Source organism: Cupriavidus pampae, from assembly GCF_914271485.1.
Lineage (GTDB): Bacteria > Pseudomonadota > Gammaproteobacteria > Burkholderiales > Burkholderiaceae > Cupriavidus > Cupriavidus pampae.
On record NZ_CAJZAG010000002.1, the window covers coordinates 445,095 to 471,430 of the forward strand.

The window sequence follows — 26,336 nt, forward strand, 5'->3', positions numbered from 1 at the left end:
CGGCGGAGTTCAGGTGCTCGCGCGTTCGACGATCGTGAAGCCGACGTCGATGATGCGCTCTTCGAGCGGTTGGCCGAGCGCGCGGCTGACGATGCAGTGGGCTGCGAGTTCGCCGATGCGTGGACCGTCGATGCGCACTGTCGTCAGTGCGGGGTCCAGTTGGGCGGAGAAATTGAGGTCGCCGAAGCCGACCACGGCGAGCTGGCCGGGCACATCGATACCTTGTGCGCGCGCTTCGATCAGCACGCCCAGTGCGAGCGCGTCGGAGCTGCAGAAGATGGCGTCGACATCGGGGTGTTCGGCCAGCAGCGCACGCAGCGTCTGACGGCCATCGCCAAGCATTGCTGGCGCGGTGACGAAACGCGCGACCGGCGCGCTCAGGCCGAGCGCGCGGGCGGATTTGGCGAACGAGGCCCAGCGGCGCTTGGAACGGACGTCGTCGGCGCCGATCAGTGCCAGCTTCTTGCGGCCCTTGCCTACGAGGAAGCGACTGACTTCGCGGCCGACCGCCTCGTGCGAGAAGCCCACGAGCACGTCGAGTGGATCGGCCGTCAGGTCCCAGGTTTCGACGATCGGAATGCCGGAGGCCAGCAGTCTGCGGCGGCCTTCATCGGTGTGCACCACGCCTGTCAGCACGATGCCATCGGGACGGCGCGAGATGATATCGGTGATCAATTGGTCTTCGCCGGTTGCGCTATAGCCGCTCTGGCCGACCATCAATTGATAGCCGCGTTTCGCCAGCCCGGCGGTAAGCGCGCCGATGGTGTCGAGAAAGATGGGACCTGTCAGCGTGGGGAGCACGGCCGCGATCAGGCGGCTTTTGCTGGAACGCAGTGCCTGCGCCGCGCTGTTGGGCACATAGCCCGTGCTGGCAATCGCCGCGCGGACCTTGGCCACGGTGCCCGCGGGGATGCTGTCCGGCGCGTTGAGCACGCGCGAGACCGTCATCGCCGACACGCCCGCTACGCTTGCTACGTCTTTAAGCGTGACGCGGATGTGCGGCGATTGGGTCTGGACGGGGAGCGGATTCGGGCGAGTTCGGGACATGCGGCATTGTAATGGAGTGTTGCCCTCTCCCCCGGCCCCTCTCCCCGAGGGAGAGGGGAGAAAACAATAGGTAATTCAATTTCACCCTCTCCCCCAACCCCTCTCCCTGAGGGAGAGGGGAGCAAACCATCGGTGGCGTGGATGCGCGATCAGCCCAGCCTCGACCGCCGAGGTAGCAGAGCAAACCGCGGGCAGCATCGCCTGACCAACGCATTTACTCCATCGTGATGCCGCCCTTCTCGATCACTTCCTTCCAGCGCTTCAGCTCCTGCTGCTCGAACTGGACGAACTGTTCCGGCGTGTTGGCTACCACTTCGAAGCCCTGTTCGCTGAGCTTCTTCTGCATGCCTTCATCCTTGAGCGCGCTCACGATCGCGCCGTGCAGGCGCGTCTTCACGTCGGCCGGCAGGCCCTTCGGTGCTGCAGCCGCTTGCCACGAGTACACCTCCACGTCCTTCACGCCACCTTCGGCCATGGTCGGCACGTCCGGCAAGACCGCCGAGCGCTTCTCCGACGTCACGGCCAGCGCCTTGAGCTTGCCCGAGCGGATATGCTGCAGCACCGCGTTGACGTTCTGGAACGACACATCCACCTGTCCCGCGAGCAGATCCGAAATCGCCGGCGCGCCGCCCTTGTACGGCACGTGCAGACCCTGCGCGCCGCTCTTCTGCCAGAACAGCGCCGCGGTCAGATGGTCCGACGAACCGGCGCCCGAATTGGCAAACGTCACCTTGCCCGGATTCTTCTTCATATACGCCACGAGCTCCGCCAGCGACTTGACCGGGAAGTTCGGATTCGCCACCAGCACGTTCGGCGCACGCACCGCCACCGTCAGCAGATCGAAATCCTTGGCCGGATCGTAAGCCAGGTTCTTCTGCAGGAACGGATTGACCGCATACACGCCGATCGACGCGACCATCATCGTGTAGCCGTCGGCCGGTGCGCGCTTGACGAACGTCGCACCGATTGCACCCGTGGCGCCCGGACGGTTATCCACCACGAACGGTTGCCCGAGCTTCTCGTTGAGCGGTTGCGCCAGCATGCGCGCGATGGTGTCGGTGGAACCGCCAGCCGGGAACGGCACCACCACCGAGACGGCCTTGGTCGGCCAGTTGGTGGTACCGGTGGCAGCAACGGCCGTGCCAACGGCGGCGCTCGCGGCCACACCGACGGCAATCATCGCGCAGCGGCGCAGCAACCCTGCCACGCGCATCGAGGGGCGGGAATCTTTCATTTTGTGTGTCTCCTGGATTGACCTGAATTCTTTGGGCCGGCTTCTCGCCTTGGCCTTAGCGCACCATGCAAGGCGCCTTGTTGTTGAACTTCCAGTTGGGAATCAGATATTGCATCGTAAGCGCGTCATCGCGCGCGCCCAGACCCTTCTGCTGGTACAGCTCATTGGCGCGAGCCAGTGCGTCCATATCGAGTTCCACACCCAGCCCCGGAGTCTTCGGCACCTGCACCAGGCCACCTTCGATCTTGAGCGGCTCGCGCGTCAGGCGCTGGCCATCCTGCCAGATCCAATGCGTGTCGATGGCGGTCACACGACCCGGCGCGGCCGCAGCCACGTGCGTGAACATCGCGAGCGAAATATCGAAGTGGTTGTTCGAATGCGAGCCCCAGGTCAGACCCCATTCGGAACACATCTGCGCCACGCGTACCGAACCCTGCATGGTCCAGAAGTGCGGGTCGGCCAGCGGAATGTCCACCGAATGCAGGCGCATCGCGTGCCCCATCTGGCGCCAGTCGGTGGCGATCATATTGGTCGCGGTCGGCAGGCCAGTGGCCTGGCGGAACTCGGCCATGATCTCGCGGCCCGAATAGCCACCCTCGGCGCCGCACGGGTCTTCCGCATAGGCCAGCACACCATGCTTGTCACGGCACAGGCGCACGGCCTCGTCCAGCGCCCACGCGCCGTTCGGATCGAGTGTGATACGCGCCTTGGGGAAACGTTCGGCCAGCGCGATGATCGCTTCCATCTCCTGATCGCCGCTGAACACACCACCCTTGAGCTTGAAATCGTTGAAGCCATAGCGTTCGTACGCGGCCTCGGCCAGACGCACCACGCCTTCTGGCGTCATGGCTTCCTCGTTACGCACGCGGAACCAGGCGTTGTCGCCTTCGGGTTCGGTGCGATAGTCGAGCGGCGTACGGCGGCGGTCGCCCACGTAGAACAGGTAACCGAGCATTTCCACCGCATCGCGTTGCTGGCCCTCGCCGAGCAGCGCGGCCACTGGCACCTGCAGGTGCTTGCCGAGCAGATCGAGCAGCGCGGCCTCGAGTGCCGTCACGGCATGAATCGTGATGCGCAGATCGAAGGTCTGCAGGCCGCGGCCGCCGGCATCGCGGCTCGCGAAGGTCTCGCGCACCTTGTTCTGGATGGCCTGATATTGGCCGATCGGCTGGCCGACCACCAGCGGACGGGCATCCTCGAGCGTCTGGCGGATGCCTTCGCCACCGGGCACTTCGCCCACGCCGATATTGCCGGCACTGTCCTTGAGGATCACCACATTGCGCGTGAAGTACGGGCCATGCGCGCCGGAAAGATTCATCAGCATGCTGTCCTGGCCCGCAACCGGTACGACGGTCAGTTCGGTGACGACAGGAGTGGCTGAATTCGAGGTCGCTTGCTGCACTGAAACTCTCCGGTATAAGCTTAGTTTAACGATAACATTGCGGTTCGAATACTAGCACGTCGGGGGCGGAATGCACGCGGATGGGGCCTAGGGTTTTCCCGTGCGACGCTCCCCTCGCACGGCGCAGGACCGGCACGCGCTGTCATGACAAATACTCATATCTGAAGCCTAAACCCGAAGTTCACAATGCGCGTGCGATCGGCGATCCTGCTTCCATTGCAACGGGATCAAAGAGACCATCCATGAATTTCGAACTCAGCGAAGAGCATCAGGCGTTTGCGGAGTCGGTGCGACGCTTCGCGCAGGACAAGCTGGCGGCCGGCGCGCTCGAACGCGCGCATTCGGCAAACTACCCGTGGGATGCCGCGCGCATGCTCGCGGAGCAAGGTCTGCTCGGCATCGCGTTCGCCGAAGAGGATGGCGGCCAGGGTGGCACGCTGATGCACGCGGTCATCGCCATCCAGGAAGTGGCATTGGTATGCCCGAAGAGCGCCGACATCGTGCAGGCCGGCAACTTCGGTCCGATCCGCACGTTCGTCGAGTACGCGACGCCCGAGCAGAAGCAGCGCTTTCTGCCGGACCTGCTTGCTGGGCGCAAGCTGATCGCGCTCGGCATGACCGAGCCGGAGGCCGGTTCCGCCGTGACGGAACTCAAGACCTCCGCGCGACTCGACGGCGATCATTACGTGATCAACGGCAGCAAGATCTTCTCGACGCATAGCCCGGAGGCCGAGCTGTTTCTGGTGTACGTGCGCTTTGGCCCGGGCGTTGGCGGCATCGGTTCGGTGCTGGTCGAGCGTGGCGCGCCCGGCTTCCAGATCGGCGCGCCGTCGAAGTTCATGAGCGGCGAGGAATGGTGCCAGCTGTATTTCGAGGACTGCCGCATTCCGGTCAACAATCTGCTGCTCGGCGAAGGCGGCTTCAAGCGCCAGATCTCGGGCTTCAACGTCGAGCGTCTCGGCAATTCGTCGCGCTCGCTCGCGCTGGGCCGCCATTGCTTCAATATTGCGCGCGAACACGCCAAGATCCGCAAGCAGTTCGGCCGCGAGCTGTGCGAATTTCAGGGCATTCAGTGGAAGTTCGCCGAGATGGCGCTCAAGCTCGAGTCGGCACAGCTGCTGCTGTATCGCGCGGCGATGGAAGGCGAGCACGGCCTGCCCTCCGCGCATAGCACAGCGATGGCCAAGCTCGCCTGCAATCAGGCCGGCTGGGAAGTCGCCAACGAATCGCTGCAGGTGATGGGTGGCATGGGCTACAGCCAGGAATCGATCGTCGAATATTGCCTGCGCCGTACGCGTGGCTGGATGATTGCGGGCGGTTCGATCGAAGTGCTCAAGAACCGCATCGCCGAAGGCGTGTTCGAACGTACGTTCTCGCAACGCGCGCCGAAAGGTTGACGTAATAACCGACTAGCGCGCCACGGTCTCCAGCAACCAGTCGCGGAAGGCCGATACCTTTTTAGCCTCGCGCTGCACGCGTGGGCGTACAAGGTAATACGCCCTTTCGCGGCGCAGCGGCTGCGCAAACGGCCGCACCAGACGGCCGGCGTCTAGCTCGCTCCGCAACATGGCGGTCTGACCGATGGCAATACCAAGCCCATCGAGCGCCGCCTGCCACGTCAGCACCGAGCTGCTGAAGCTCATGCGCTCGGTGCCCTGCCCCACCTCCGCCATGCCGGCGAACGCGAGCCAGTCGTCCCAGTCGAGGCGGCGGTAATGCGACACCAGCAGGCGATGCTGCAACAGCGGCTCCAGCTTGTTGCGCTTGCCACGATGCTCGGCCAGATAGGCCGGCGTGCAGACCGGCTCGATCTCGTCATCGAATAGATGATCGGCCACAAGGCGCGGCCAGCGTCCGTCGCCGAACTGGATGGCCACGTCTGCCGGGTCACGATCGAAATCGACATCGGGCGTGGCATTGTCGATGCGTACCTCGATGCTGGGATATTGCCGCTGGAAGTCGGGCAGCCGAGGAATCAGCCATTTGGCCGCGAACGTCGTGTACGTGCGCACGCGCAACGCGCCCTGCGACGTGCTGCGCAGCAGCCGTGCGGTGGCATTGGCCACCGCATCGAACGCCGGCACGATCTCCGCCGCATATCCCTGCCCCACGCGCGTGAGCGTGACGCCATGGCGCTCGCGCCGAAACAGCTCCACGCCGAGGTACGACTCGAGCGTGGCGATCTGCCGGCTCACGGCCGACTGCGATACGTGGAGTTCCTGCGCGGCGAGTGTCAGGTTCTGCGTGCGCGCCACGACTTCGAAGACCCGCAGCGGGTTTAGCGGGGGAATACGCCGTGCCATGTTGTCGTCAGGCGGAGGAGGAATGACTTTTGATTATATCTCCGCCCGACGCACGCACCCGCGCACCCGCGCGCTCGCTCGCTAGATCGCCAGTTCGCGTCCGGCGCGGCGCGAGTAATACGCGAACGTTGCCTCGAACCGCTTCTGCGTGCTGACCCAACGCTGCGCCTCGCGGCCAAGCTCCGGCGGAATGGGCTTGATCTCACCCGCGGCCATGGCCAGCAGGTGCAGACGCGCCGCGCGCTCGAACATCACGCCAAGCACGCACGCTTCCTCGACCGAGGCGCCGCCCACCAGCAACCCATGGTGAGACAGCAGGATCGCCTTCTTGTCGCCGAGCGCGCCCGAGATAATCTCGCCCTCTTCGTTGCCGACCGGAATGCCGGGCCACTTCTCGAGAAACGCCACCTGGTCATACAGCACGCAGGTGTCCATATGCGAGATCACCAGCGGCACTTCGAGCATCGCCAGCGCCGACGCATGCGGCGCGTGCGAATGCACGATGCAGTTGAGGTCCGGACGCGCGCGATACAGCCACGAGTGAAAGCGATTGGCGGGGTTCGGCATGCCCTTGCCCTCGAGCACTTCGAGATCCTCGTTGACCAGCAGCAGGTTGTCCGACTTGATCTCATCGAAGCCCAGACCGAGTCGCTGCGTCCAGTACGTGCCGGGCTGCTCCGCGCGCGCCGTGATCTGCCCCGAGAGGCCCGAGTCGTGACCGAACGCGAACAGGATGCGGCAGGTCTCCGCGACGGCTTCGCGCAGCGGCAGCTTTTCCGCGCGTAGTTCGCTCTGCATTTTCTTGAGCTCGCCGGCGACGATTTCGCTCTTGCTGAGTTGCATGGTATCGGCCATGTCTGATTCCTTGTGCTTTGGGATTGTGCTGAAGAGTGAAGGTAATGGATTCTAGTTTTTAACGTCGGCCTTGAGCAGCGCGGACCAGCGGCGGTCTTCCGTGCCGATCATCTTGCGAAACTCTTCCGGGGTCGACGCAGCCGGCTCTGTGCCCTGTGCCACCAGCACGGCCTTGAACTTCGCATCGGCCACCGCGCTGACGATCGCGGCATTGAGCTTGTTGACGATCTTTGCGTCGATGCCGGCCGGGCCCACCACGCCGGCAACCGAGCCGGACACGATGTTCGGATAGCCGAGCTCGGCAGTGGACGGCACGTCCGGCGCGGTCGTGAGCCGCTGCGGATTGGCAACGGCCAGCGCACGCAGTTTGCCCGAAGTCACGAACGGCATGACCTGCGGCGACGCCTCGAAAGTCAGATCGACCTGGCCCGAGGCGACGTTGGTGACCGACTCCGAGCCGCTCTTGAACGGCACGTGCAGGAACTGCACCTTCGAGGCGTCCTCCAGGATCTTCATACCCTGGTACGGAGAGCTACCCACGCCAGCGGTTCCCACGCTAAGGCTGTCCGGCTTGGACTTCGCCAGTTTGATAAGGTCCGGCAGCGTCTTGACCGCGACGTTCGGACCGACCACCAGCACGTGCGGTGTGGACCCGACCAACGACACGTACGTGAAGTCCTTGGCGCTGTTGAAGTTGACCTTGACGTCGGTGTGCGGATTGACGGCCAGCACGCCTACGGTCGCGAACAACAGCGTGTAGCCGTCCGCCTTGGCCCGCTTGACGTAGTCGGCGGCGATATTGCCACCGGCGCCGGGCCGGTTCTCGACGACGATCGGCTGGCCCAGCTGCTCGGACAGCGCCTTGCCAGTGGCGCGCGCTACCAGGTCGGTAATGCCGCCGGCGCCGAACGGCACCACGAGCGTGATTGGACGATCGGGATACGCCGCTGGTGACGACGATTGTGCGGCGGCTGCGCCACTTAGCGTGAGCGCGGTGCATGCCAGCGCGGCCGGGCGAACCAGCGCGCGTGCAATGGCATGAAGACAGGAACGGTGGGGGCGCACTCGATTTCTCCTTCTGGGATAAACAACCTTGGAAACAGTCGTGTCTATCATGACACCATAGTTTCCTAAAGGCAACCGAGTTGCCGAGTTGGTGCGCGAACCTTACAATGCACGCTTTGCCGCACCGAAGGCGGGCATGCACACATGCCCTCCAGCACCGATGACAAGCAAGCAAGAATCCAGCGCCGACGCCAGCGCGGCCAATCTCGCCGAGCGGCTGGCCGAACTCCGCAAGCTCAACGGTCTCACGCTCGAAGAGCTCGCCACGCGGGCCTCGCTGACCAAGAGCTATCTCTCCAAGCTCGAACGCGGCCTGTCGTCGCCAACCATCGCGACGGTGCTCAAGCTCGCCGAGGCCCTCGGCGTGACCGTCGATCAATTGATCGCCAAGCCCGATCGCGCAAATGAAATCCTTCACGTCACGCCTGCGGATCGCGTGCCGTTCAGTCCCTCGCTCGAACGCAACGGCTATCTCTACGAGGCCATCGCCACCGCGCGCGCCGACAAGACCATGATGCCGTTCATCATGAGTCCGCCGTTCACGATCAACGAGGAGCAACCGCTCGCGAGCCACGCGGGCGAAGAGTTGATCTTTGTCGTGCAGGGCGAGATGGAGGTCCTGTTCGAGCATCGCACCGTGCGCATGAAGGCCGGCGATTCGCTGTACTTCAATGCATCGATCCCGCATCGTTCGCGCTCGATCGGCAAGAAGCAGGCACAGGCACTGGTCGTGGTTGGCGACCGAAAGAAGACCAGTCAGTAACGCCATTGCTCGACTCAGGCATTACGCCTTAAGCAATACGTGTGACCCAATCAGTCTGAAGTGAGTATTTAAGTATCGAATCTCGCGGTCGTTAAGAGAAGCAACCGTGCGAAGCCTTCGTTTTTCGCCGGCGCTTTGCTTTCGAGATTCAGATGATCAATACCGCCAGGCTGTTTCAGCCCGTCCATTTTCCCGCTGCATTCGGCGTACTCGGTGCGCTCGTCGCAGTGGGCGCATCCGGCGGCAATGTCGCCGGCATCATCGGTGCAGTGCCATTGCTCGCCATCGGTGGCGCGGCCACCTGGCACGCGCGACGCGAACAGGCCAACACCATCGCCGCGCAGCGTGAGTTGCTTAACGGCATGCACGATTTCAGTGCCACGCTGTCGCCCGTGTGGGCCGCCCATATCGAATCCTCCCGCAGTCAGATGGAAGATGCGATTACCGCGCTGAGCGCGCGATTCGCGGGCATCGTCACGCGTCTGGGCCAGACCCTGCAGCAATCGGGCGAGCAAGGCGGCAGCGCCGACGGCGCCGCGCATGCGGTCTATGCCGCCAGCCAGCAGCAATTGCAGGGCGTGGTCGAGTCCCTGCGCGACGCGATGGCCGGCAAGGCGCACATGCTCACCAAAATTCAGGACCTGCAGACCTTTATTGGCGAACTGCAGGACATGGCCGACGGCGTCTCGCGCATCGCGCATCAGACCAATCTTCTCGCCATCAACGCGACCATCGAGGCCGCGCATGCCGGCGAACTCGGACGTGGCTTCAGTCAGGTGGCGCAGGAAGTGCGCGCGCTGTCGCGCATGTCGGGCGATACCGGCCGGCAGATTGCCAGCAAGATCTCTTTGATCAATGCCGCGATCGAGGAAACACGCAAGGCCGCCGATGCCTCCCGCACGCAGGAGGACCACGTGATGACGGACTCCGAGCAGCGCATTCAGGAGGTGCTCAGTCGCTTCGACGGGCTGACCCACACGCTCGCGCAATCGGCCGAGATGCTGCGCGACGAAAGCCGCGGCATCCAGGTGGAAGTCAATGAAGCGCTCGTGCAGCTGCAGTTCCAGGATCGCGTAAGCCAGATCCTGAGCCACGTGCGCGACAACATCGACCGCGCGCCCGCCGTGGTGCAGGAGCACGTGGCGGAACGCGAGCGCGGTGCCGCCGCGCCGCTGCGCGCCGATGGCCTGCTGCGCGAGCTCGAGGCCACGTACGCGATGGCCAGCGAGCGCGCGGTCCATCACGGCACGCAGTCCTCCGCCGGCGCGTCCGCGCCTGCCAAGGCGGCCCAGCCCGCCATAGCAGCGGCCACCCAGCAAGACGACATTACTTTCTTCTGAAGGACCACACACCATGGCAAAGACCATCCTGATCGTTGACGACTCTTCCTCGGTTCGCCTGGTGGTGGGGATCGCACTGAAAGGCGCCGGTTACACCGTGATCGAGGCCAGCGATGGCCGCGACGCACTGAGCAAACTCACCGGCCAGAAGGTGCATCTGATCATCAGCGACGTGAACATGCCGAACATGGATGGCATCACGTTCCTCAAGGCGGTGAAGGCACTGCCCGCGTATCGCTTCACGCCGGTGATCATGCTGACCACCGAAAGCCAGGAAGAGAAGAAGCGCGAAGGCCAGCTGGCCGGGGCCAAGGCGTGGGTGGTCAAGCCGTTCCAGCCGCCTACCCTGCTGGCGGCGGTCGAGAAGCTCGTGCTGCCATGAGCGATGTCATGCGCCTCGCCCTCGACGGCGAACTGACGATTTATCGCGCAGCGGAACTCCGTGAAGAACTGCTTGCCGCATTGCCCGTGGCCCCCACATCGATGGAGATCGACCTCGCGCAGGTCAGCGAGGTCGATAGCGCCGGCGTGCAACTGCTGATCGCCGCGCGGCGCGCGGCCCAGGCGCAGGGCGTGGCGTTCGCGCTGGTCGACCCCAGCGCCGCCGTGCGCGAGGTGCTTGACCTGTTTAATCTCTGTGCCGAACTGGAGCTGCCCGCATGAACATGGATCAGGCCCTCCAGGCATTTATCGTCGAGAGCCGCGAGCTGCTCGAGGATATGGAATCGGCGCTGCTGCGCGTGACGCACGAAACCGACCCTGCCGATTCGATCAACGAGATCTTCCGCGCCGCGCATACGATCAAGGGCTCGGCCGGTCTGTTCGGCCTCGACTTTATCGTCAACTTCGCGCACGTCGCGGAGAGCGTCCTTGATCGCGTGCGCGAAGGCGCGTTGCCGATCGATGAGGCAGTGGTGTCGCTGCTGCTCGCGTGCGGCGACCATATCGCGCAACTGGTCAGCGAAGCGGCCGAGGGACGCACCGAGGCGACTGCCGAGCTGGATGCCGCGGCGCAGCCACTGCTGGCGCAGCTGCATGGTTACCTCGACGCGCCGGAGATCGTCGCCGAAGCCCTGCCATCGGATGGCATCGATACCGGCACGGAACAATGGCGCATCGCGCTGCGGTTCGGTGCCGACGTCCTGCGCAATGGCATGGACCCGCTGTCGTTCGTGCGCTACCTCGGCAAGCTCGGCACGATCGTGTCGATCGACACGCTGACCGACGCGGTGCCGCCACTTGCGGAGCTGGATGCCGAGTCGTGCTATCTCGCATTCGAGATCCAGCTCATCAGCGACGCCGGCCGCGCGGCCATCGAAGGCGCGTTCGAGTTCGTGATGGACGACTGCGATGTCACCATCGAGGCCATGCCCGAGGCCGAGGGCGAGGCCGAGGGCGAGGCCATACCGCAGGTTGCAGTCACACCAGTACTGGCGGACCCGGCCAACGCTGAACGCCCGACCCGGGACAACCGCGCCAGCGAACGCCAGTCAGTGCGCGTTGACGCGGACAAGCTCGACCGGCTGGTCGATCTGGTCGGCGAGCTGATCACTGCCTCCGCCACGGCGATGCAGGCCGGCCGCGCGCTGCATAGCTCCGCGCTGCACGAAGCGCATTCGACGCTCGCGGGACTGGTGCAGGAAGTACGCGACAACGCGTTGCAACTGCGCATGGTCAAGATCGGCGCTACTTTCAGCCGCTTCCAGCGCGTGGTACATGACGTGTCGCGCGAGATCGGCAAGGATATCGTGCTCGAGATCAGCGGCGAGGATACCGAACTCGACAAGACCGTGGTCGAGAAGATCGGCGATCCGCTCACGCACCTCGTGCGCAACAGCATGGATCACGGCATCGAGCCAGCCGATGTGCGCGCGGCCCGCGGCAAGTCCGCGCGTGGCACCGTACGCCTGAACGCCTACCACGACTCGGGCAGTATCGTGATCGAGGTCGGCGACGACGGTGGTGGCCTGTCGCGCGAGAAAATTCTGGCAAAGGCCATCGATCGCGGCCTGGTCGAAGCGGGCAAGATGCTCAGCGATCAGGACATCTACGCGCTGATCTTCGAGCCTGGTTTCTCCACCGCCGAGCAGATCACCAACCTGTCCGGCCGCGGCGTCGGCATGGACGTGGTCAAACGCAATATCACCGCGTTGCGTGGCACCGTGTCAATCGACAGCGAAGCCGGCGTGGGCACGACAGTATCCGTGCGGCTGCCACTGACCCTGGCCATCATCAACGGCTTCCAGGTCTCGGTGGGTAGCTCCGTGTTCGTGCTGCCGCTCGAAGCCATCGAGGAATGCGTCGAGTTCCGCGAGGATACCGGGCATGACTTCATGGAGTTGCGCGGTCAGGTGCTGCCGTTCGTTCGCTTACGCACGCTGTTCGATATTCCCGCGCCCGCCTCCGCACGCCAGAGCGTGGTAGTGGTGCGGCACGCGGGACAGGGCTTCGGAATCATTGTCGACCGCCTGCTCGGCGAAGCGCAGACCGTGATCAAGCCTCTCGCACGCATGTTCGCGCATCTGCAGGGCATAAGTGGTTCCAGCATTCTCGGTAGCGGCGATGTGGCGCTGATTCTCGACGTCCCCGCACTCGCCACGCTGGCGCAGGACGGCAGCGATGACGCCCACGCCGCCCATGCCGCCCGCGCCCTGCTTGCCGCACCGGCCTGACGCCCTGCCCCGGATTTACAAAGTCTCTTTCGCATCGATACCTACAAGGAAAGATCGTGTTCACCAACATGAAACTCGCGACGAAGCTGTTCGGCTCGTTCGTCATCGTGCTCGCCCTGATGATAGGGCTCGGCATCTATTCCATCGTGCAGCTTTCCACCGTGAACGCCTCCACCGTGGATATCGCCACCAACTGGATGCCCAGCGTGAAGGACGTGCTGCTGACGCGCGGCAATCTGCACCGTGTACGCGTGCTGGAACTGCGTACGATCCTTGCGCAGGATCAGAATGAAATTCGCGAAGCCACCGCCGAAGCCGCCGACCGCATCGCCTCGATGCGCAAGACGTGGGACGAGTACGGCAAGCTGCTGGCCTCGCCGGAAGAGAAACAGCTCTACGACCAGGCCAAGGCGGATCTGGATGGCTTTATCGGCGAGCACGACAAGATCATGACGCTCGGCACGCAGAACAAGAACGAGGAAGCCAAGGCCCTGCTCGACGGGACCTCACTCAAGCGCTACAACGCGTTCCGTACCACCTCCGACAAGCTGGCCGAGCTCAACGTCAACGGTGCCGATGGCGCCGCGCGCGAAGCCGCGCAGGTGTTCGCCTCAGCGCGCGCCTGGGTCATCGGCACGCTGATCGGCTGCACGGTGCTCGCGCTGGGCATGGCATTCGTGATTACGCGCTCGCTGGTACGCCAGCTCGGCGGTGAGCCGGCCTACGTGGGCGAGATTGCCAACAGCGTGGCAAACGGCGACCTCACGCTCGACATCCAGACCCGCGCCGGCGACAACACCAGCGTGCTGGCCGCGATGAAGAACATGGTCAGCAAGCTGTCGCATATCGTCAGCGAGGTGAATGGCGGCGCGGAAGCGCTGGCCGGCGCTTCGGAGGAAGTCAGCGCCACCGCGCAGTCGCTGAGCCAGGCTTCGAGCGAGCAGGCTTCGGGCGTCGAGGAAACGAGTGCGTCCGTCGAGCAGATGACCGCATCGATCTCCCAGAACACCGAGAACTCGAAGGTCACGGACAGCATCGCGACCAAGGCCGCGACCGAGGCGTCCGAAGGTGGCGAAGCGGTACGCGCCACGGTTTCGGCGATGAAGCAGATTGCGCAGAAGATCGGCATCATCGACGACATCGCCTATCAGACCAACCTGCTCGCGCTGAACGCGGCGATCGAGGCCGCACGGGCGGGCGAACATGGCAAGGGCTTCGCTGTAGTAGCCGCCGAAGTGCGCAAGCTCGCGGAACGCAGCCAGGTGGCCGCGCAGGAGATCGGCGATGTGGCCGGCTCCAGCGTGGAACTGGCGGAGCGCGCGGGCAAGCTGCTCGACGAGATGGTGCCGAACATTCGCAAGACGTCGGACCTCGTGCAGGAGATTACCGCCGCATCCGAAGAGCAATCGTCGGGCGTGAGCCAGATCAATGCCGCGATGACGCAACTGAGCCAGACCACGCAGCAGAACGCGTCGAGCTCGGAAGAACTCGCCGCCACGGCCGAAGAGATGAGCGGTCAGGCCGAGCAACTGCGTAACACCATCAGCTTCTTCCGCATCTCGGGCATGGCCGATGCACGCCGCGCCCGCAGCACGGCACGCAAGCCGGCGCGACCTGCCGCGCGCAAGGCCACGCCGTCGCTGGACCTCGCAATGGCGGACGGCGATCTGATCGACGAATCGTCATTCGCGCGCTACTGAGCGACCGGAGCGCAGCGATGAGCAGTGTCCTGACATCAACCGGTGGTCTGACCGAGACCACCCAGTATCTGACCTTTCAGCTCGGCGGCGAGATGTTCGCGATCGGCATTCTGGCGATCAAGGAGATCATCGAGTACGGCTCGCCGACCGTGGTGCCGATGATGCCGCCGACCGTGCGCGGCGTGATCAACCTGCGCGGCGCGGTGGTGCCGGTGATGGATCTGCAGGCGCGCTTCGGCCAGCCGTCGAGTCCGGTGGGCAAGCGTACCTGCATCGTCATCGTCGAGGTGCCTGCCGGTGACGAGTATCAGGTGGTGGGCGTGGTGGTGGACGCAGTGAATGAGGTGGTCGATATCGGCCCGACCGATATCGAGCCCACGCCGTCGTTCGGCGCGCGCATCCGCACGGATTTCATCGAGGGCATGGGCAAGGTCAAGGGCAAGTTCGTGATTCTGCTGAGCCTCGAGCGCGTGCTGTCGCTGGAAGACATGGCCTCGCTGGCGCAGTTGCCGCTGGAAGCCGCCTAAAAAACGCGTCATGCAACAATTCACGCTTTCCGATCAGGATTTCGGCAACTTCCAGCGCTTTATCTTCGAGGCGGCCGGCATTACGCTCTCCCCCGCGAAGAAAGCGCTGGTGTGTGGCCGACTGGCCAAACGCGTGCATGCACGGCAGCTGGAGAGCTATTCGGCGTACTTCGACCTGCTGCGCAGCCGCCGCGACCTGAAGGAAGTGCAGGTGGCGGTGGACCTGCTGACCACCAACGAAACCTACTTCTTCCGCGAGCCCAAGCATTTCGATCTACTGCGAGAGGTGGCCGCCGCGCATGAGGGCACACGTCCGTTTCGCGTGTGGAGCGCAGCCTGCTCCAGCGGCGAGGAGCCCTACAGCATGGCGATGGTGCTCAGCGACTGCATGACCGGCCGCCCGTTCGAGGTGACCGGCACCGATATCAGCATGCGCATGCTCGCGCGGGCGCGCACGGGCCACTACCCCGATGCCCGTGCCCGGTTGATTCCCGCCACGTACCTCAAGCGCTTCTGCCTCAAGGGTCAGGGCGAGCACGAAGGCACCATGCTAGTCGACCGCAGCGTGCGGGCAAAGGTCCACTTCACGCACGCCAACCTCAATGATCGCCTGCCCGAGCTGGGGACGTTCGACATGGTGTTCCTGCGCAACGTGATGATCTACTTCAATGGCAGCACCAAGCGTCAGGTCGTGGCGCGGGTACTCTCTCAGTTGCGTCCGGGCGGTTACTTCTGCATTGGCCATTCCGAGACGCTCAACGATGTCAGCGACGCGGTCGAGCAGATCGCGCCGTCGGTCTACCGCAAGCCGCAATGACGGCGAACGTTCGTGGGAAGGCCGCCGCGCCGATCCGCGTGTTGGTCGTCGACGATTCCGCCGTGGTGCGGCAGGTGCTGGTGGGCCTGCTGACCGCCGCGCCTGGTATCGAGGTGCCGCACGCGGTGGCCGATCCCCTGCTCGCGATGGAGCGCATGCGCGTGCAATGGCCCGACGTGATCGTGCTGGATGTGGAAATGCCACGCATGGATGGCATTACCTTCCTGCGCAAGATCATGGCCGAGCGTCCGACGCCGGTGGTGATCTGCTCCACGCTGACCGAGAAAGGTGCCAAGACCACGATGGAGGCGATGGCCGCCGGGGCGGTGTCGATCGTCACCAAACCGAAGCTCGGGCTAAAGCAATTCCTGCAGGAGGCAGCCGACGAACTGGTCGCAACTGTGCGTGCTGCCGCGCGCGCCAATGTGCGCCGACTGGTGCCGCGCCCGGGTGCGGTTGCACCGGCGGTACCCACGGCGAAGCATTCGGCGGACGTCATTCTGTCCGCTGGCCTGCCTCCGGGAGCGACCCGCGCGATGGCACAGACCACCGAACGCGTGGTCGCGATTGGCACGTCCACCGGTGGCACGCAGGCGCTCGAGCAGGTGCTGACGGCGCTGCCGCGCGTCTCGCCCGGCATCGTGATCGTGCAGCATATGCCCGAGAAATTCACGGCGGCGTTTGCCGCGCGCCTCGATACGCTGTCGGCCATCAGCGTCAAGGAAGCACAGACCAACGATCGCGTGGTGCCGGGGCGCGCGCTGATCGCACCCGGTGGGCGTCATCTGCTGCTGCGTCGCAGCGGCGCGCAATACTTCGTTGAAGTCGTCGATGGCCCGCTGGTCAATCGTCACCGGCCGTCGGTGGACGTGCTGTTCCGCTCGGTGGCCAAGTGCGCGGGCGCCAATGCGCTGGGCATCATCATGACGGGTATGGGTGACGACGGCGCGGCGGGCCTGCTGGAAATGCGCAACGCGGGCGCGCGCACGGTGGCGCAGGATGAAGACAGCTGCGTGGTGTTCGGCATGCCGCGCGAGGCCATCAAGCGCGGCGGCGTCGATCGCACGGTGCCGCTCAGCGTGATTGCCAAAGAGATTGGTACGGCTTGACATGGTTTGCGTCAGAATGACGTTTTTGGCCATTGCAACGCTGAATCTTCCGTGACCTACGCTACCGACAATCCCCTGCTCGACGACCTCGGCATTCGCCTGACCGAGGTAAGCCATGGCGCCTGTACGCTCGTACTCGATATCGAACCCCGCCACCTCAATCGCCAGGGCTCGCTACAGGGCGGCGTGAGCGCCACGCTGCTCGACGCCGCGTGCGGGTACGCGGGCCTGCAAGGCGAGGACGGCAAGATGGGCAACGCGGTAACGCTGATGCTGACCATCAGCTACCTCGGCCGCGTCAACACCGGCCGCGTCCGTGCGGTGGCCCACGTGACGCGCGCGGGCCGCAGCATCTATTTCTCGTCCGCCGAACTGCTCGCCGAGAACGGCGATCCCATCGCCACGGCACAGGGCACGTTCAAGCGCTCACGGGAGGCGACTAGCTAATCTCGCCAACCTCCCCGCCTACTTCTCTGCCGACCCACAGCGACCCCAAGCCGAAGGCTGCCAGCGCGAGCGTCACGATAGAAATGAGATCGACCCGGGCGATAAGTACCAGCAGGCCGACGATGATTTGCAGAATCATCACGCCAACACAGATGCGCCATGCTACACCGGTGTTGTCGCTGGAAAGCTTGGACGATAGATACATTAAGCCTATCGTCCAAAACGCGTTCTGTACCGCAGGGACAGCGAATAGCAGGATGCGATTGCCACCTTCTGGAATTTTTACTCCGGAGGCAGAAAATGCTCCGACAGCCTGAAAACCGGACGTCACTCCAAGAACGAGCGCGAAAATGTACAACGCGACCTGCGCCAATGCGTAACGATCGTTTGTTAACACGGATGGTGTTTTTATTTTCATATCGTTTATTATTTTTTAATAACTAATTTTTGAGACGCTTAAAATTTCCCGATATTCGCGAAGAACGATCCGAGCCCCACCGAATGACGGTACTCTTTTCCTTCATACTCTCCTGAAACTTCCGCGCCAAAACGTCCCATTCCGATGTAAATAGTCGGAACAGTTACGCCACGCATTCCAAAACAAACTTCATGGCGCCGCCGATACTCGAACAGTTCATCCAGTTGATCATCCGTATAACTATCAAAGTTATCGTAAATATTATCTATCGATTTTCTTATGGACTCGTCCCACCGAACAAAATTTGGAAGCGACTCCTCCATTAAGAATTTTGAATTTTCTTCCAACCAATTTAATAGCTCATCAAGATTCCAACGAACATTCAAAATGACATCACACGCGTCACAATGAACGACTGACATAATAATTTTACCTGCACGCGCGCCCTCCGGGAATCCCAGATCTGAATTTGAGATTTTGGATTCTGGAAAAAAATCTAGCTTTAGCTCACCCATTATTTACCTTTAATCAGCTTTCGATATTCCGCTCTAGTAATATCACCGCGACCCAACAGGGCTCTCAATGCGGTAGCAGGAACCTCGTTACCCGGCACTGGATAGCCATGCCATCCTCCCACGTTGTCGGGCTGGAATTCATACACTTTTCCGTCCGAAACACCATAGCGCTGCTTTCCACCCTGCACTGAATTATTAAGCACTTTCTGCGCCGCCACATTATCGAGATCCATCGGCGTCCCCCATCCGCCAGCGTCGTGCTTCGGAGTAGGAACGTACTTGGGTGCGCCGTCACTGCTACTGAAGATTGGACCGAGTCCTTCGACAACCGTCAGCGGATTTGGCAGTATTCCGCCGACTATGACTCCCACAAGGTCGGCTGCGTCAACTATCGGCTGAACAATCGGCTTCGCTTGGTTTTCTGCTGACTGATTGGGCGTGCCCGTAACCGCGAGCTCGGCCGGATCCATCGGCTTTGCAGGCGTCTGGAACGGCTTCTGCGGAGTTGCAGATCCCCAGACCGGAGTGCCCCCGCTTTGTATCGGCGATAGCTGATTATTGTCGATCTCAAAGGTGGCCCCATTCATCGCAGTAGCAGGATTGCTCCCCACCGCCCCCGCAACGCCGGCTACCAGGCTCTGGATCAGACTCTCGCGAGCCCGCTTCTGCCCTTCCGACATGCCTTCCGTCGGGCTCAACAACGAACCAAGCAGCGAGGCTGTTGCTGCGCCCATTGCGCCGGCCCCGCAGGATTGGCTGGCTGCAGCCGCACCAGCGCAGCCCACGATTGCGTGTAGCGCGGCGCGCGCCGCTTCTGCTTCCGGTGTCCCCTTGCCGAGCGAGTCGGCAATTGCCTTCACCTCGCCCGCTGCAAGCCCTTGCAGGTAGCCTACCGCTGCACCTTGCACAAACTGCGCGGTAGAGCCCGTCACGTTGCCGCTGGCAGCTGCCATCAAGGCCGTCATCACGCGGCGGGAGTCACCGCCCGGTCCCCATGTCGCGAGGTCATCGACCCGTTGCTGGAGCTCTGCGAGTTTCTCGGGCGAGACGTCGGGGTCCTTTGCCGCATTGGTCAGCGCCTTCTTGGCCGCGTCTGCCTCTTCCGCCCGGTTGTTCAGATAGACGCCCGCTTCACGCTGAAGCGCACCGACGATCTGGAAGTCCGCCTTGATCTCGTTGACATCGAAGATCGGGCTGAGCGAGTTTGCGGTGTTCGTCGTATCACGGTTGACACCGGCGATCGTGTCAGCAGCGCTCTTGCCGGTGAGTTCCTGCTGCTTGGTCTCGTTGCGGATCGTGATGTTGCCCGCGCTGATACCGCTCTGTGTCGTACTGCTGGCGTTACCCGAAGCGGCTGCCACCATCGGCGGTGCCGCAGAGAAGCCTTGTCCACCTCCGCCGCTGGTTGGCAGGTCAGTTCCCGGCACTGCGCCGGAGCCGGCCGTCGACGCCTGACCGCTCTGATTGACGCCGACGCCCGATTTGCCGCTATTGCCCCCATACGAGAAGCCACCACCGATACCGATACTGCTGGCGCTGTAATGCGCGCGGTTCTCGATGTCGCTCACGGTCAGGGTATCGGTCGACAGACTGTTCGTGTCTGCGCTACCGCCGGCGAGCACCGCGCCCTTGAGGTCGGTGTTGCCCTTGACGTCGACCTGATAGCCGCCCGTGCCAGCGCGAATCGCGGTCTGCTCACCCACGCTGGCAAAGTCGCTGTCGATCTTCTGCTGGCTGATGCTCGCGCTGCCAGAGAACCCAATGCCCACAGTGACGCTGCCGCTCGCGGACTGATCCTTGCTGTGATAGGTGCTGGTGTCCTGCAGGCTTTCCATGTTCAGGTTGCCGCCGACGTTGGCCACCACCTGATTGCCGGAGGCCACCCCACCCCGGATGTTCGTATCGCCAGCCGACTCGATCGTGAGCGTGTTGCCCGCCGTCGCATGACTATTGGTCCATGTTACGTCGTTGCCGTCGGCGTTTCCTCTTCCAGCCGCTGCATTAGCGGTCACACCAAACGCGAAGCCCTTCGAACCCACGCTGACTGCAACACCAACTCCGCCAGAGACACTCTTGCTGGTGCTGTGCTGCTCGGCGGTGTTCTCTGCTGCCTGCAGATTGACTTCGTTGTCGGCCTTCAACAGAAGATCGTTACCCGCCTTGATATCGCTGCCGATGATGTTGATGTTGCTGTTTTTGCCGTCACCAGTCGCGCGAATGCTGACGTTACCCCCGGCGTTGACCGTGCTACCCACGGCAGTCGTGCTGGTCTGGGTCTGCGTGCTGTCGCTCTTCGATGCGCCGACCGTGACGCTCACACTGATCCCGCCTGCGGCCTGCGGATCCTTGCTGACCGCATCATAGGCATTCTTGCCGGCGAGGCCTGCACTCGCCCCCGCGAGCGCCTTCATGCGCGGATCGCTGGTCTCGCCTTGTGCCTTGGCCATTTGCGCGGCCGTCTGCGCCGCCGCGATGATGGGATTGGACACCGCGATGGTCAGGCCACTCTGCATGAAGTGCGTTTCCTGATCGGATCGCGCCGAGTCCGTAACGGTCGTGATATCGACGGTCTTGGCACGGATATCGACGTCGCCCTGGAGAGCGGTTACGGTGCTGCCCGCCTGCGTGTAGCCTTCGCCCGCGCTCAGATTGACGTTCCCCCCAACGCTGCCGATCACGGAACCCGTGTGAGTCGTGGATTGTTCTGTCTGGGTCTGATTGACCTGTTGCCTGCCGATGGTCACCGAGGCACCACCGCTCGAGAACAGGCCGGACGTGCGGGTTTCCTGCGACGTGGTGCTCGATGACGTGTTCTCGGCCGCGCCGATCGTCAGATTACGATCGGCATGCAAGCTGACATCGCCGCTGCCTGCAATGCTCGATCCAACCACGCTCAAATCGCGGCCTGCACTAGCCGTCACGCTGTCGGCCGACACCAATGAGCCCACAGCCACTGTGTGCTGCTGACTGGTTTCCGTGGTGGTCTGCGTTTTCGACAGGAAGCCTGAGCTGCTGGTCTTCGACCACGTATCCGACGAATGCTGCTCGGTCACCGTGCCGATGGTGATGTCCCCGGCTGCGGCGAGCTTGGCAGTACCACCACCGCCTTCTGCGCTACCCGTGCTTACTCCGGACCGAAGGATGGCGAGATTGCCTCTGCCTCCGGCCTCGGATTGCACCGGCGTAATGCCATTGGCCTCGAGAATGGTCGCCGCCACGGCTTGCCCTGCACCCAGTACCGCGCTGTTGCCCGCATGCACAGAACTGCCTTGAGCGGTCTCGTCATACGACGATTGCGTGAATTGCGATGCCTTGTTGCTGAACGCCCTGGAATCCTGCGTACGCGTGTCTATTGCCGCCGTCACGATGGTGTTTCGGCCGGCGATGAGCGCGGCGTCACTACCGGCGTCGATGATCGAGCCCGTCAGCGTGGCGTCTCGGCCGGCCACGGCCGTCACGCTGCCACCAGCGTTAATCGTGCTGGCTGCGTTGGTCACGGTCTCGCTGTGCAGGTAGTCCTGACCACCGTGGGCGGTGGCGTCCTGCGTGGTGCCGAGCTGTGCCGTGCCGATGTTGAGGTCACGACCTGCGGCGAGTAGTGCGTTGTTGCCGGCGCTTACCGAACCGCCCGCCATGGTGATGTCGCGGCCGGCCAGCATCGCTACGCTGTTGGTCCCCGCGATTGTTCCGACTGCGCCGATGCCGGTGGCACTGGCGCTGTTGCCGTTGGCCAGTGTCGTGGTGTTCGTGATCGTTTGCGCGTCGTTGACGATGTCGCGGCCGGCGGCGACGACGACGTCCTGGCCACCGATGCGGCCACCGAGGTTGCGGACGTCTTGGGTGGCGCTGACGACGGTCGTGCCGGCGCCGCCGATCGCGCAGCGGTTGATGATGTCGGTGCCGACAACCTGCGTGGCCAGGTTGCCGACGATGGAGCCGCTGTTGTCCACCGTGCCGGTGGCGTTGATCGACACCGTGTTGCCGGCTACCAGTGCGCCAGTGCTGTTCAGGTCGACGGCGTTGCCTTGTGCCAGATAGACCTTGGGCACCAGCACCGATTGCGTCGTGCCGTCCGGCAGCGTCACGTCCTGCGACACCATCCATACCATGTCGGTGGTGAGCTGCTGCATCTGCGCGTCGGTCAGGCCGATGCCCGGCGTCAGGTCGAAGGCCTTCGCATACGTGACGCCGTTGTTCATCAGCGCCTTGTATTCCTCAAGCTGGTCGGTGTAGCCGTTGAGGAAGGTCTTGCCGGTGAGCTGCGTGATCTGGTCGCGGAGCAGCTTCTCCTCGTAGAAGCCGTCGCCGAGGCGCTTCTGGGTTTTCTGGGGATCGAGGCCCAGTGCCCCCAGCATGTAGTCGCTCGAGATGAAGTTTGTGTATTGCGTGAAGCGTGGGTCGGTCGCGACCAGGTATGTGTCGCCCGGCGCAGTGCGGAAGCGGTACAGGCCGTTGGTCGGTAGCGTAAAGTTCGAGATGCCCCCTTGCGGTGTGCTCACGGTCGGCACAACGCCTTTGACCGTGCTAGCGGCGACTGCGGTGCCGACGGTATTGACCGACGCGATGGTGATGTTCTGCCCCGCTGCCTGGACATTCTGGTTGGCCGTAGCGACGGCGGGAAGTGCGGCCACGGTGGTCGGCGCCTGCGGTGCGCTCGGGAAGGCCACCACCTGTGCTTTCTCACTGCTACCGGTGCGCTGGTGCCAGTAGAACGTGGACGTGTCCTGCGTGGTAACGGTCTGCTGGAGCACCGTGCCAACATCCTGAATGGTGCCGTTGGCGGCCACGCGAATCAGGTTTCCGCCTGCCGCCATCGTGGACGACTGGTTCAGGATGTTGCCGTTGTTGCTGTGGATGCGGATGTTGCCGGCGGCCTGAATCTTGGCCGCATTGGTCGCGCTGACGAGCTGGTCGGTCGCCGTCGTCGTGATCGTGGTGCGGCTGATCTCGTTGTAGTCGTGACCGAAGTTGGCCTGCTTCACCTCATCCGGGCGGATGTGGATATTCGGGTCCCAGTCAGGCCACAGCGTAATGCTGTAGGTGCTGCCGTTGTCCTGAATCGACTGGTAGTACTGCGTCGGGCGCGTCGCAATGTCCCGTGTGCAGATACCCGTATCGATGTCGCACTTTGGGTTCTCCATGTGCGTCAGGTCCACATACTCTTCGATCGGAGACTTCACGAAGGACAGGGTCTTGCCGGTGGTGTCCAGGTTCTTGACGTCGGCCTTGTCGACGGTCACCGTGATCGGGCTACGCAGCGCGTTGGTTTGCGGCGTGCTGACAGGTGCGCCGGTTGTATTCCAGGTCCAGCCGGGGAAGGTCAGGCTGGCGTGCATATTGCGATCGAAGTCGGTAAGCCCCGCCTGCCAGAGAACCAGCGTTTGCGCGGCCGTCTGGGTTGGCGTGCCCGCCGTGGTGACGATGCTCGTGCGCGTGTTGCTGACCTGATTGGCCGCGATGTCGATATCGCCATCGGCTTCGATGTTGGCTGAGCGGTTGATCAGTGTGCTGACCTGATTCGCAAGTAGCCCGGTACTCGCGTCGCGCGTGCCGTCGCGCGCGATTTGCAGGTTGCCGGCGCTGTAGAGCGTGGCGCCGTCGAGGTTCTGGACGGCGGCCATCAGTGCCGAAGCGCCGTTGTTGGTGATGTCGGTGCCCTGGACCTGAACGTTGTTGCCGATGACCGTGCCGGTGTTGAGCGTCGTCGGGCTGGAGATTTGTACGGTGTCGCCTTCGATGCGGCCAGCGTTCGACAGAACGTTGCCGGCGGTCACCGTGGTGGTCGTCGAGTTGATGTCCGCGGAAGCGGCATTGACTACGTTGGCGCCGGAGACGGTCACTGCGCCTGCGGCAGCGAGCGTGCCGGTGTTGGTCAGCGTCCCGGTCGCCGCGACCTTCAGATTGCCGTTGGCGTGTAGCTGGTTGGCAGCGTCGTTGGTGTAGTCGCCCGCGACATTGAGCGTCAGATCGCGACCGGCGATCATGGTGCCGCTGCCGGAGAGCGCGCCGGCGACGGCGACGTCCTGATTGGCCTTTACCGCACCGCCGAGGTTCGAGAGGGATGCGACACCCAGCTTGACGTCCTTGCCGCCGAGTACCTGACCGCCCGCGTTGTCGATGCTGCCTGCGACCACTGACAATGTGTCGTGCGTGTTCGCGGATTCGATGCGCCCGCCGGTGTTAGTGAGCTTGCCGTCGGCTTGCAGCGTGAGGCCGTCCTCGGCGTGCAGGGTTGCGTTGGTGTTGTCGAGCGCGCCCTGAACGGCGAGACTCAGGGCCTTCTGCGAAGCCACGGTGCCGCCAGCGTTGTTGAGTGAGCCGAGGCGTGCCACCAGCACGCCGTTGGTCTGGATGGCGCCGCTCACGTTGCTGGCTGCGCTCTGGCTCGTGATAGTCAGCGCCCCGCTGCCCGCGTGAGAGAGTTGACCCCGGTCGTTGGTCAGGCTCGCGGCGGTGACGGTCAGGTTCTGGCCGTTGGCGGCAATCGTGCCATCGGTGTTGTCGAGCTTGCCACCGGCGGTGATCGTGGTGTCGGTTTGGCCGGTCTGTTTCAGCGTGCCGCCAACGTTGATCAGATCGCCCGTGGTCTGGACCGCAAGCTGGGTGCCTTCGATCTGGCCGCTGGTGTTGTCGAGCGACTGCGCAGTGATGGCAACGGTGTTGCCCGACACGCTGCTCTGGCGCGTGTTCAACGCACCGGCGCTGGCGGTGATTGCGCCGCCGGCCTGCACCTTCGCGCCCGACAGATCGACAGCGCCTCCGGAGACAGTCAGATCGCCGTTGGCAGCCGTCTGGCTGCCTGCGAGGCTGACGCTTGCGCCGCGGATCGCGGCGTTACCGCTGGCGGAGTTGCGACCCCTGGCAGACAGTGCGCCGGTGGCGCTTAGCGCGAGGTCCGCGTTGCCGACGGACGTACCGTCGGCATTCATGCCTGCAGCGAGCGTGCCTGTTGACGCCACGTTCTGCGCGTTCACGCCGAGCCATTGCTGCGCGGCCAGGGTACCGCTGTTGGTCAGCGTGCCATCGGTCTGGACGCCGATGGTGCCCTTGGCGTACGTCGTGCCGCTGTTGTCGATGCCATCGCGTGCCACGACAGAGAGATTGCCGCTGGCATTGGTGTGGCCGCCCAGAATGATCTTGCCTTCTGAGGTTAGCGTGAAGTCGCCGACCTGCGCTGCCGCTACACCGCGCAGCGATACGCCTACCCCAAGTTCCGTCGAAGCGAGAATGATCTTGTTGGCATACATGCCGCCCAACAGGGCGACGTCGATGCCCGCCGGTGGCACTGCGCCCGTACCAGTAATGGCCTTCGCGCCGATCGTGCTGTAGTCGACCTCATTTGCGCCCGACACAACGTTGAGGTTGTTCGCGTAGAACACCGCATTGGCCTTGACTGCGCGTGCGATCACATCGACTTGGTCCACACCCGCCACATTCAGACCCGCACCTTCGATGTTGATCTGGCCGCGAGTCACGCGGAATGCATCGAGACTGCCGAGGCCACCGTACACCGGCAGGCCGGTGGTCAACGTGGCCCGGGTGGTATTGATGAAACCAGCACCGTCCACAAAGATTCCGTTGGGGTTGGCCACCACGACCCCTGCACGTGGCCCAGCAACTTCGAGGTAGCCGCGCAACTGGCTCGGCAACGTGCTCGTGACCTGATTGACGATGATGCGCGCGGAGCCGCCGGGCTGCAGGTTCGGGTTGCCGTTGATGTAGCCGGCCTGCTGTGTGTTAACGACGGTTGGCGAGTTGTTAAGGATTGCGCCGGCCTTGTTGACGTCGAACTGGCTGTAATGATTAGTCGAGACCCCGGCACCTGACGGACGCGTGATGTTGACCTGCGGCAAGCCATTGGGGGTTGAGATCACGGTGGGACGGTTCGCATCCGATTTCGGATCGGCAACGATTTGCGCGACGGCAGGTCGCGGCAAGACCACGCTCACCATTACCCCGATTAGCGACAAGACTCCGGATAGACGCATCGTCCTTCTGTTCGTAACAGACAGGCTGGCATCGTCCCGCAGTGCCGTTTACTTTGAAATAAACGAATCTTGAAATGAGATGCATCGGGCTATCAATGCAACATCGCTACCTTGCGTCCTTAGGCCATTACGGC

20 protein-coding genes are annotated in these 26,336 nt (G+C 63.4%); 11 read left to right on the forward strand and 9 right to left on the reverse strand.

The features are described 5' to 3' along the window. Positions 1–9 precede the first annotated feature (9 nt). The 3 genes from LDO41_RS06285 to gudD form a co-directional block, all read right to left on the reverse strand. On the reverse strand, positions 10–1,047 hold the full coding sequence (locus tag LDO41_RS06285) for a LacI family DNA-binding transcriptional regulator (RefSeq protein WP_223983340.1): 1,038 nt from the start codon (positions 1,045–1,047) through the stop codon (positions 10–12). 214 nt (positions 1,048–1,261) lie between these two features. Continuing rightward, the gene (locus LDO41_RS06290) at positions 1,262–2,281 is read right to left on the reverse strand and encodes a Bug family tripartite tricarboxylate transporter substrate binding protein (RefSeq protein ID WP_223983342.1); all 1,020 of its coding nucleotides are present in this window, start codon (positions 2,279–2,281) and stop codon (positions 1,262–1,264) included. A 55-nt stretch (positions 2,282–2,336) separates the two neighbouring features. Beyond that, complete coding sequence (gudD, locus tag LDO41_RS06295; RefSeq protein WP_223983345.1) at positions 2,337–3,683, reverse strand: glucarate dehydratase; 1,347 nt, start codon at positions 3,681–3,683, stop codon at positions 2,337–2,339. Positions 3,684–3,925: 242 nt separating this feature from the next. On the opposite strand from gudD, the gene LDO41_RS06300 reads away from it, so the two are divergent. Further along, positions 3,926–5,080 carry an acyl-CoA dehydrogenase family protein gene (locus LDO41_RS06300; RefSeq protein ID WP_223983347.1) on the forward strand — a complete coding sequence of 385 codons (1,155 nt, stop codon included), beginning with the start codon at positions 3,926–3,928 and terminating at the stop codon, positions 5,078–5,080. A gap of 12 nt (positions 5,081–5,092) precedes the next feature. Here the strand turns inward: LDO41_RS06300 and gcvA are convergent, their stop codons facing one another. The 3 genes from gcvA to LDO41_RS06315 form a co-directional block, all read right to left on the reverse strand. Next, on the reverse strand, positions 5,093–5,986 hold the full coding sequence (gene gcvA, locus LDO41_RS06305) for a transcriptional regulator GcvA (RefSeq protein WP_223983349.1): 894 nt from the start codon (positions 5,984–5,986) through the stop codon (positions 5,093–5,095). Between the two features lie 81 nt (positions 5,987–6,067). After that, complete coding sequence (locus LDO41_RS06310) at positions 6,068–6,841, reverse strand: aldolase (RefSeq protein ID WP_223983350.1); 774 nt, start codon at positions 6,839–6,841, stop codon at positions 6,068–6,070. Positions 6,842–6,892: 51 nt separating this feature from the next. Further along, on the reverse strand, positions 6,893–7,906 hold the full coding sequence (locus LDO41_RS06315; protein WP_223983352.1) for a Bug family tripartite tricarboxylate transporter substrate binding protein: 1,014 nt from the start codon (positions 7,904–7,906) through the stop codon (positions 6,893–6,895). Between the two features lie 160 nt (positions 7,907–8,066). Here LDO41_RS06315 and LDO41_RS06320 point away from each other — a divergent pair, with 160 nt between their 5' ends. The 10 genes from LDO41_RS06320 to LDO41_RS06365 all read left to right on the forward strand — a co-directional run bounded on the left by LDO41_RS06320 (position 8,067) and on the right by LDO41_RS06365 (position 17,281). Further along, positions 8,067–8,669, forward strand: a complete 603-nt coding sequence (locus tag LDO41_RS06320) for a helix-turn-helix domain-containing protein (protein ID WP_223983354.1) — start codon at positions 8,067–8,069, stop codon at positions 8,667–8,669. A gap of 152 nt (positions 8,670–8,821) precedes the next feature. Then, positions 8,822–10,009 carry a methyl-accepting chemotaxis protein gene (locus LDO41_RS06325; protein ID WP_223983356.1) on the forward strand — a complete coding sequence of 396 codons (1,188 nt, stop codon included), beginning with the start codon at positions 8,822–8,824 and terminating at the stop codon, positions 10,007–10,009. Positions 10,010–10,022: 13 nt separating this feature from the next. Then, positions 10,023–10,391: a response regulator gene (locus LDO41_RS06330; protein ID WP_223983358.1), complete on the forward strand. Its 369-nt coding sequence runs from the start codon at positions 10,023–10,025 to the stop codon at positions 10,389–10,391. Between the two features lie 8 nt (positions 10,392–10,399). Beyond that, on the forward strand, positions 10,400–10,672 hold the full coding sequence (locus tag LDO41_RS06335) for an STAS domain-containing protein (RefSeq protein WP_223983360.1): 273 nt from the start codon (positions 10,400–10,402) through the stop codon (positions 10,670–10,672). After that, entirely contained in the window at positions 10,669–12,681 is a 2,013-nt protein-coding gene (locus tag LDO41_RS06340; RefSeq protein ID WP_223983363.1) for a chemotaxis protein CheA, read from the forward strand. The genes LDO41_RS06335 and LDO41_RS06340 overlap by 4 nt, the downstream gene beginning before the upstream one ends. A gap of 68 nt (positions 12,682–12,749) precedes the next feature. After that, positions 12,750–14,381 (forward strand): methyl-accepting chemotaxis protein, encoded by a 1,632-nt coding sequence (locus LDO41_RS06345; RefSeq protein WP_377741448.1) that lies wholly within the window; start codon positions 12,750–12,752, stop codon positions 14,379–14,381. 17 nt (positions 14,382–14,398) lie between these two features. Next, positions 14,399–14,908, forward strand: coding sequence for a chemotaxis protein CheW (locus tag LDO41_RS06350; RefSeq protein ID WP_223983369.1), 510 nt, complete (start codon positions 14,399–14,401; stop codon positions 14,906–14,908). 10 nt (positions 14,909–14,918) lie between these two features. Then, complete coding sequence (locus LDO41_RS06355) at positions 14,919–15,725, forward strand: CheR family methyltransferase (protein ID WP_223983372.1); 807 nt, start codon at positions 14,919–14,921, stop codon at positions 15,723–15,725. Next, positions 15,722–16,834 carry a protein-glutamate methylesterase/protein-glutamine glutaminase gene (locus tag LDO41_RS06360; RefSeq protein ID WP_223983374.1) on the forward strand — a complete coding sequence of 371 codons (1,113 nt, stop codon included), beginning with the start codon at positions 15,722–15,724 and terminating at the stop codon, positions 16,832–16,834. The genes LDO41_RS06355 and LDO41_RS06360 overlap by 4 nt, the downstream gene beginning before the upstream one ends. A 51-nt stretch (positions 16,835–16,885) precedes the next feature. Then, positions 16,886–17,281: a PaaI family thioesterase gene (locus LDO41_RS06365; RefSeq protein ID WP_223983376.1), complete on the forward strand. Its 396-nt coding sequence runs from the start codon at positions 16,886–16,888 to the stop codon at positions 17,279–17,281. Here LDO41_RS06365 and LDO41_RS06370 read toward each other — a convergent pair. Genes LDO41_RS06370 through LDO41_RS06380 form a run of 3 tightly spaced genes read right to left on the reverse strand, consistent with a single transcriptional unit; the run spans position 17,274 to position 26,151 of the window. After that, positions 17,274–17,699, reverse strand: coding sequence for a hypothetical protein (locus LDO41_RS06370; RefSeq protein WP_223983378.1), 426 nt, complete (start codon positions 17,697–17,699; stop codon positions 17,274–17,276). The two genes, LDO41_RS06365 and LDO41_RS06370, sit on opposite strands and share 8 nt — an antisense overlap. Before the next feature lie 38 nt (positions 17,700–17,737). After that, on the reverse strand, positions 17,738–18,214 hold the full coding sequence (locus LDO41_RS06375; RefSeq protein WP_223983380.1) for a hypothetical protein: 477 nt from the start codon (positions 18,212–18,214) through the stop codon (positions 17,738–17,740). Continuing rightward, on the reverse strand, positions 18,214–26,151 hold the full coding sequence (locus LDO41_RS06380) for a hemagglutinin repeat-containing protein (RefSeq protein WP_223983382.1): 7,938 nt from the start codon (positions 26,149–26,151) through the stop codon (positions 18,214–18,216). The genes LDO41_RS06375 and LDO41_RS06380 overlap by 1 nt, the downstream gene beginning before the upstream one ends. Between the last annotated feature and the right edge of the window lie 185 nt (positions 26,152–26,336).

What these genes read in the sequence shown, in the direction of transcription:
- LDO41_RS06285 (WP_223983340.1), bottom strand. Translation starts at nt 1,047, where the DNA reads ATGTCCCGAACTCGCCCGAATCCGCTCCCCGTCCAGACCCAATCGCCG.
- LDO41_RS06290 (WP_223983342.1), bottom strand. Translation starts at nt 2,281, where the DNA reads ATGAAAGATTCCCGCCCCTCGATGCGCGTGGCAGGGTTGCTGCGCCGC.
- LDO41_RS06300 (WP_223983347.1), top strand. Translation starts at nt 3,926, where the DNA reads ATGAATTTCGAACTCAGCGAAGAGCATCAGGCGTTTGCGGAGTCGGTG.
- gcvA (WP_223983349.1), bottom strand. Translation starts at nt 5,986, where the DNA reads ATGGCACGGCGTATTCCCCCGCTAAACCCGCTGCGGGTCTTCGAAGTC.
- LDO41_RS06310 (WP_223983350.1), bottom strand. Translation starts at nt 6,841, where the DNA reads ATGGCCGATACCATGCAACTCAGCAAGAGCGAAATCGTCGCCGGCGAG.
- LDO41_RS06320 (WP_223983354.1), top strand. Translation starts at nt 8,067, where the DNA reads ATGACAAGCAAGCAAGAATCCAGCGCCGACGCCAGCGCGGCCAATCTC.
- LDO41_RS06325 (WP_223983356.1), top strand. Translation starts at nt 8,822, where the DNA reads ATGATCAATACCGCCAGGCTGTTTCAGCCCGTCCATTTTCCCGCTGCA.
- LDO41_RS06330 (WP_223983358.1), top strand. Translation starts at nt 10,023, where the DNA reads ATGGCAAAGACCATCCTGATCGTTGACGACTCTTCCTCGGTTCGCCTG.
- LDO41_RS06335 (WP_223983360.1), top strand. Translation starts at nt 10,400, where the DNA reads ATGCGCCTCGCCCTCGACGGCGAACTGACGATTTATCGCGCAGCGGAA.
- LDO41_RS06340 (WP_223983363.1), top strand. Translation starts at nt 10,669, where the DNA reads ATGAACATGGATCAGGCCCTCCAGGCATTTATCGTCGAGAGCCGCGAG.
- LDO41_RS06345 (WP_377741448.1), top strand. Translation starts at nt 12,750, where the DNA reads ATGAAACTCGCGACGAAGCTGTTCGGCTCGTTCGTCATCGTGCTCGCC.
- LDO41_RS06350 (WP_223983369.1), top strand. Translation starts at nt 14,399, where the DNA reads ATGAGCAGTGTCCTGACATCAACCGGTGGTCTGACCGAGACCACCCAG.
- LDO41_RS06355 (WP_223983372.1), top strand. Translation starts at nt 14,919, where the DNA reads ATGCAACAATTCACGCTTTCCGATCAGGATTTCGGCAACTTCCAGCGC.
- LDO41_RS06360 (WP_223983374.1), top strand. Translation starts at nt 15,722, where the DNA reads ATGACGGCGAACGTTCGTGGGAAGGCCGCCGCGCCGATCCGCGTGTTG.
- LDO41_RS06370 (WP_223983378.1), bottom strand. Translation starts at nt 17,699, where the DNA reads ATGAAAATAAAAACACCATCCGTGTTAACAAACGATCGTTACGCATTG.
- LDO41_RS06375 (WP_223983380.1), bottom strand. Translation starts at nt 18,214, where the DNA reads ATGGGTGAGCTAAAGCTAGATTTTTTTCCAGAATCCAAAATCTCAAAT.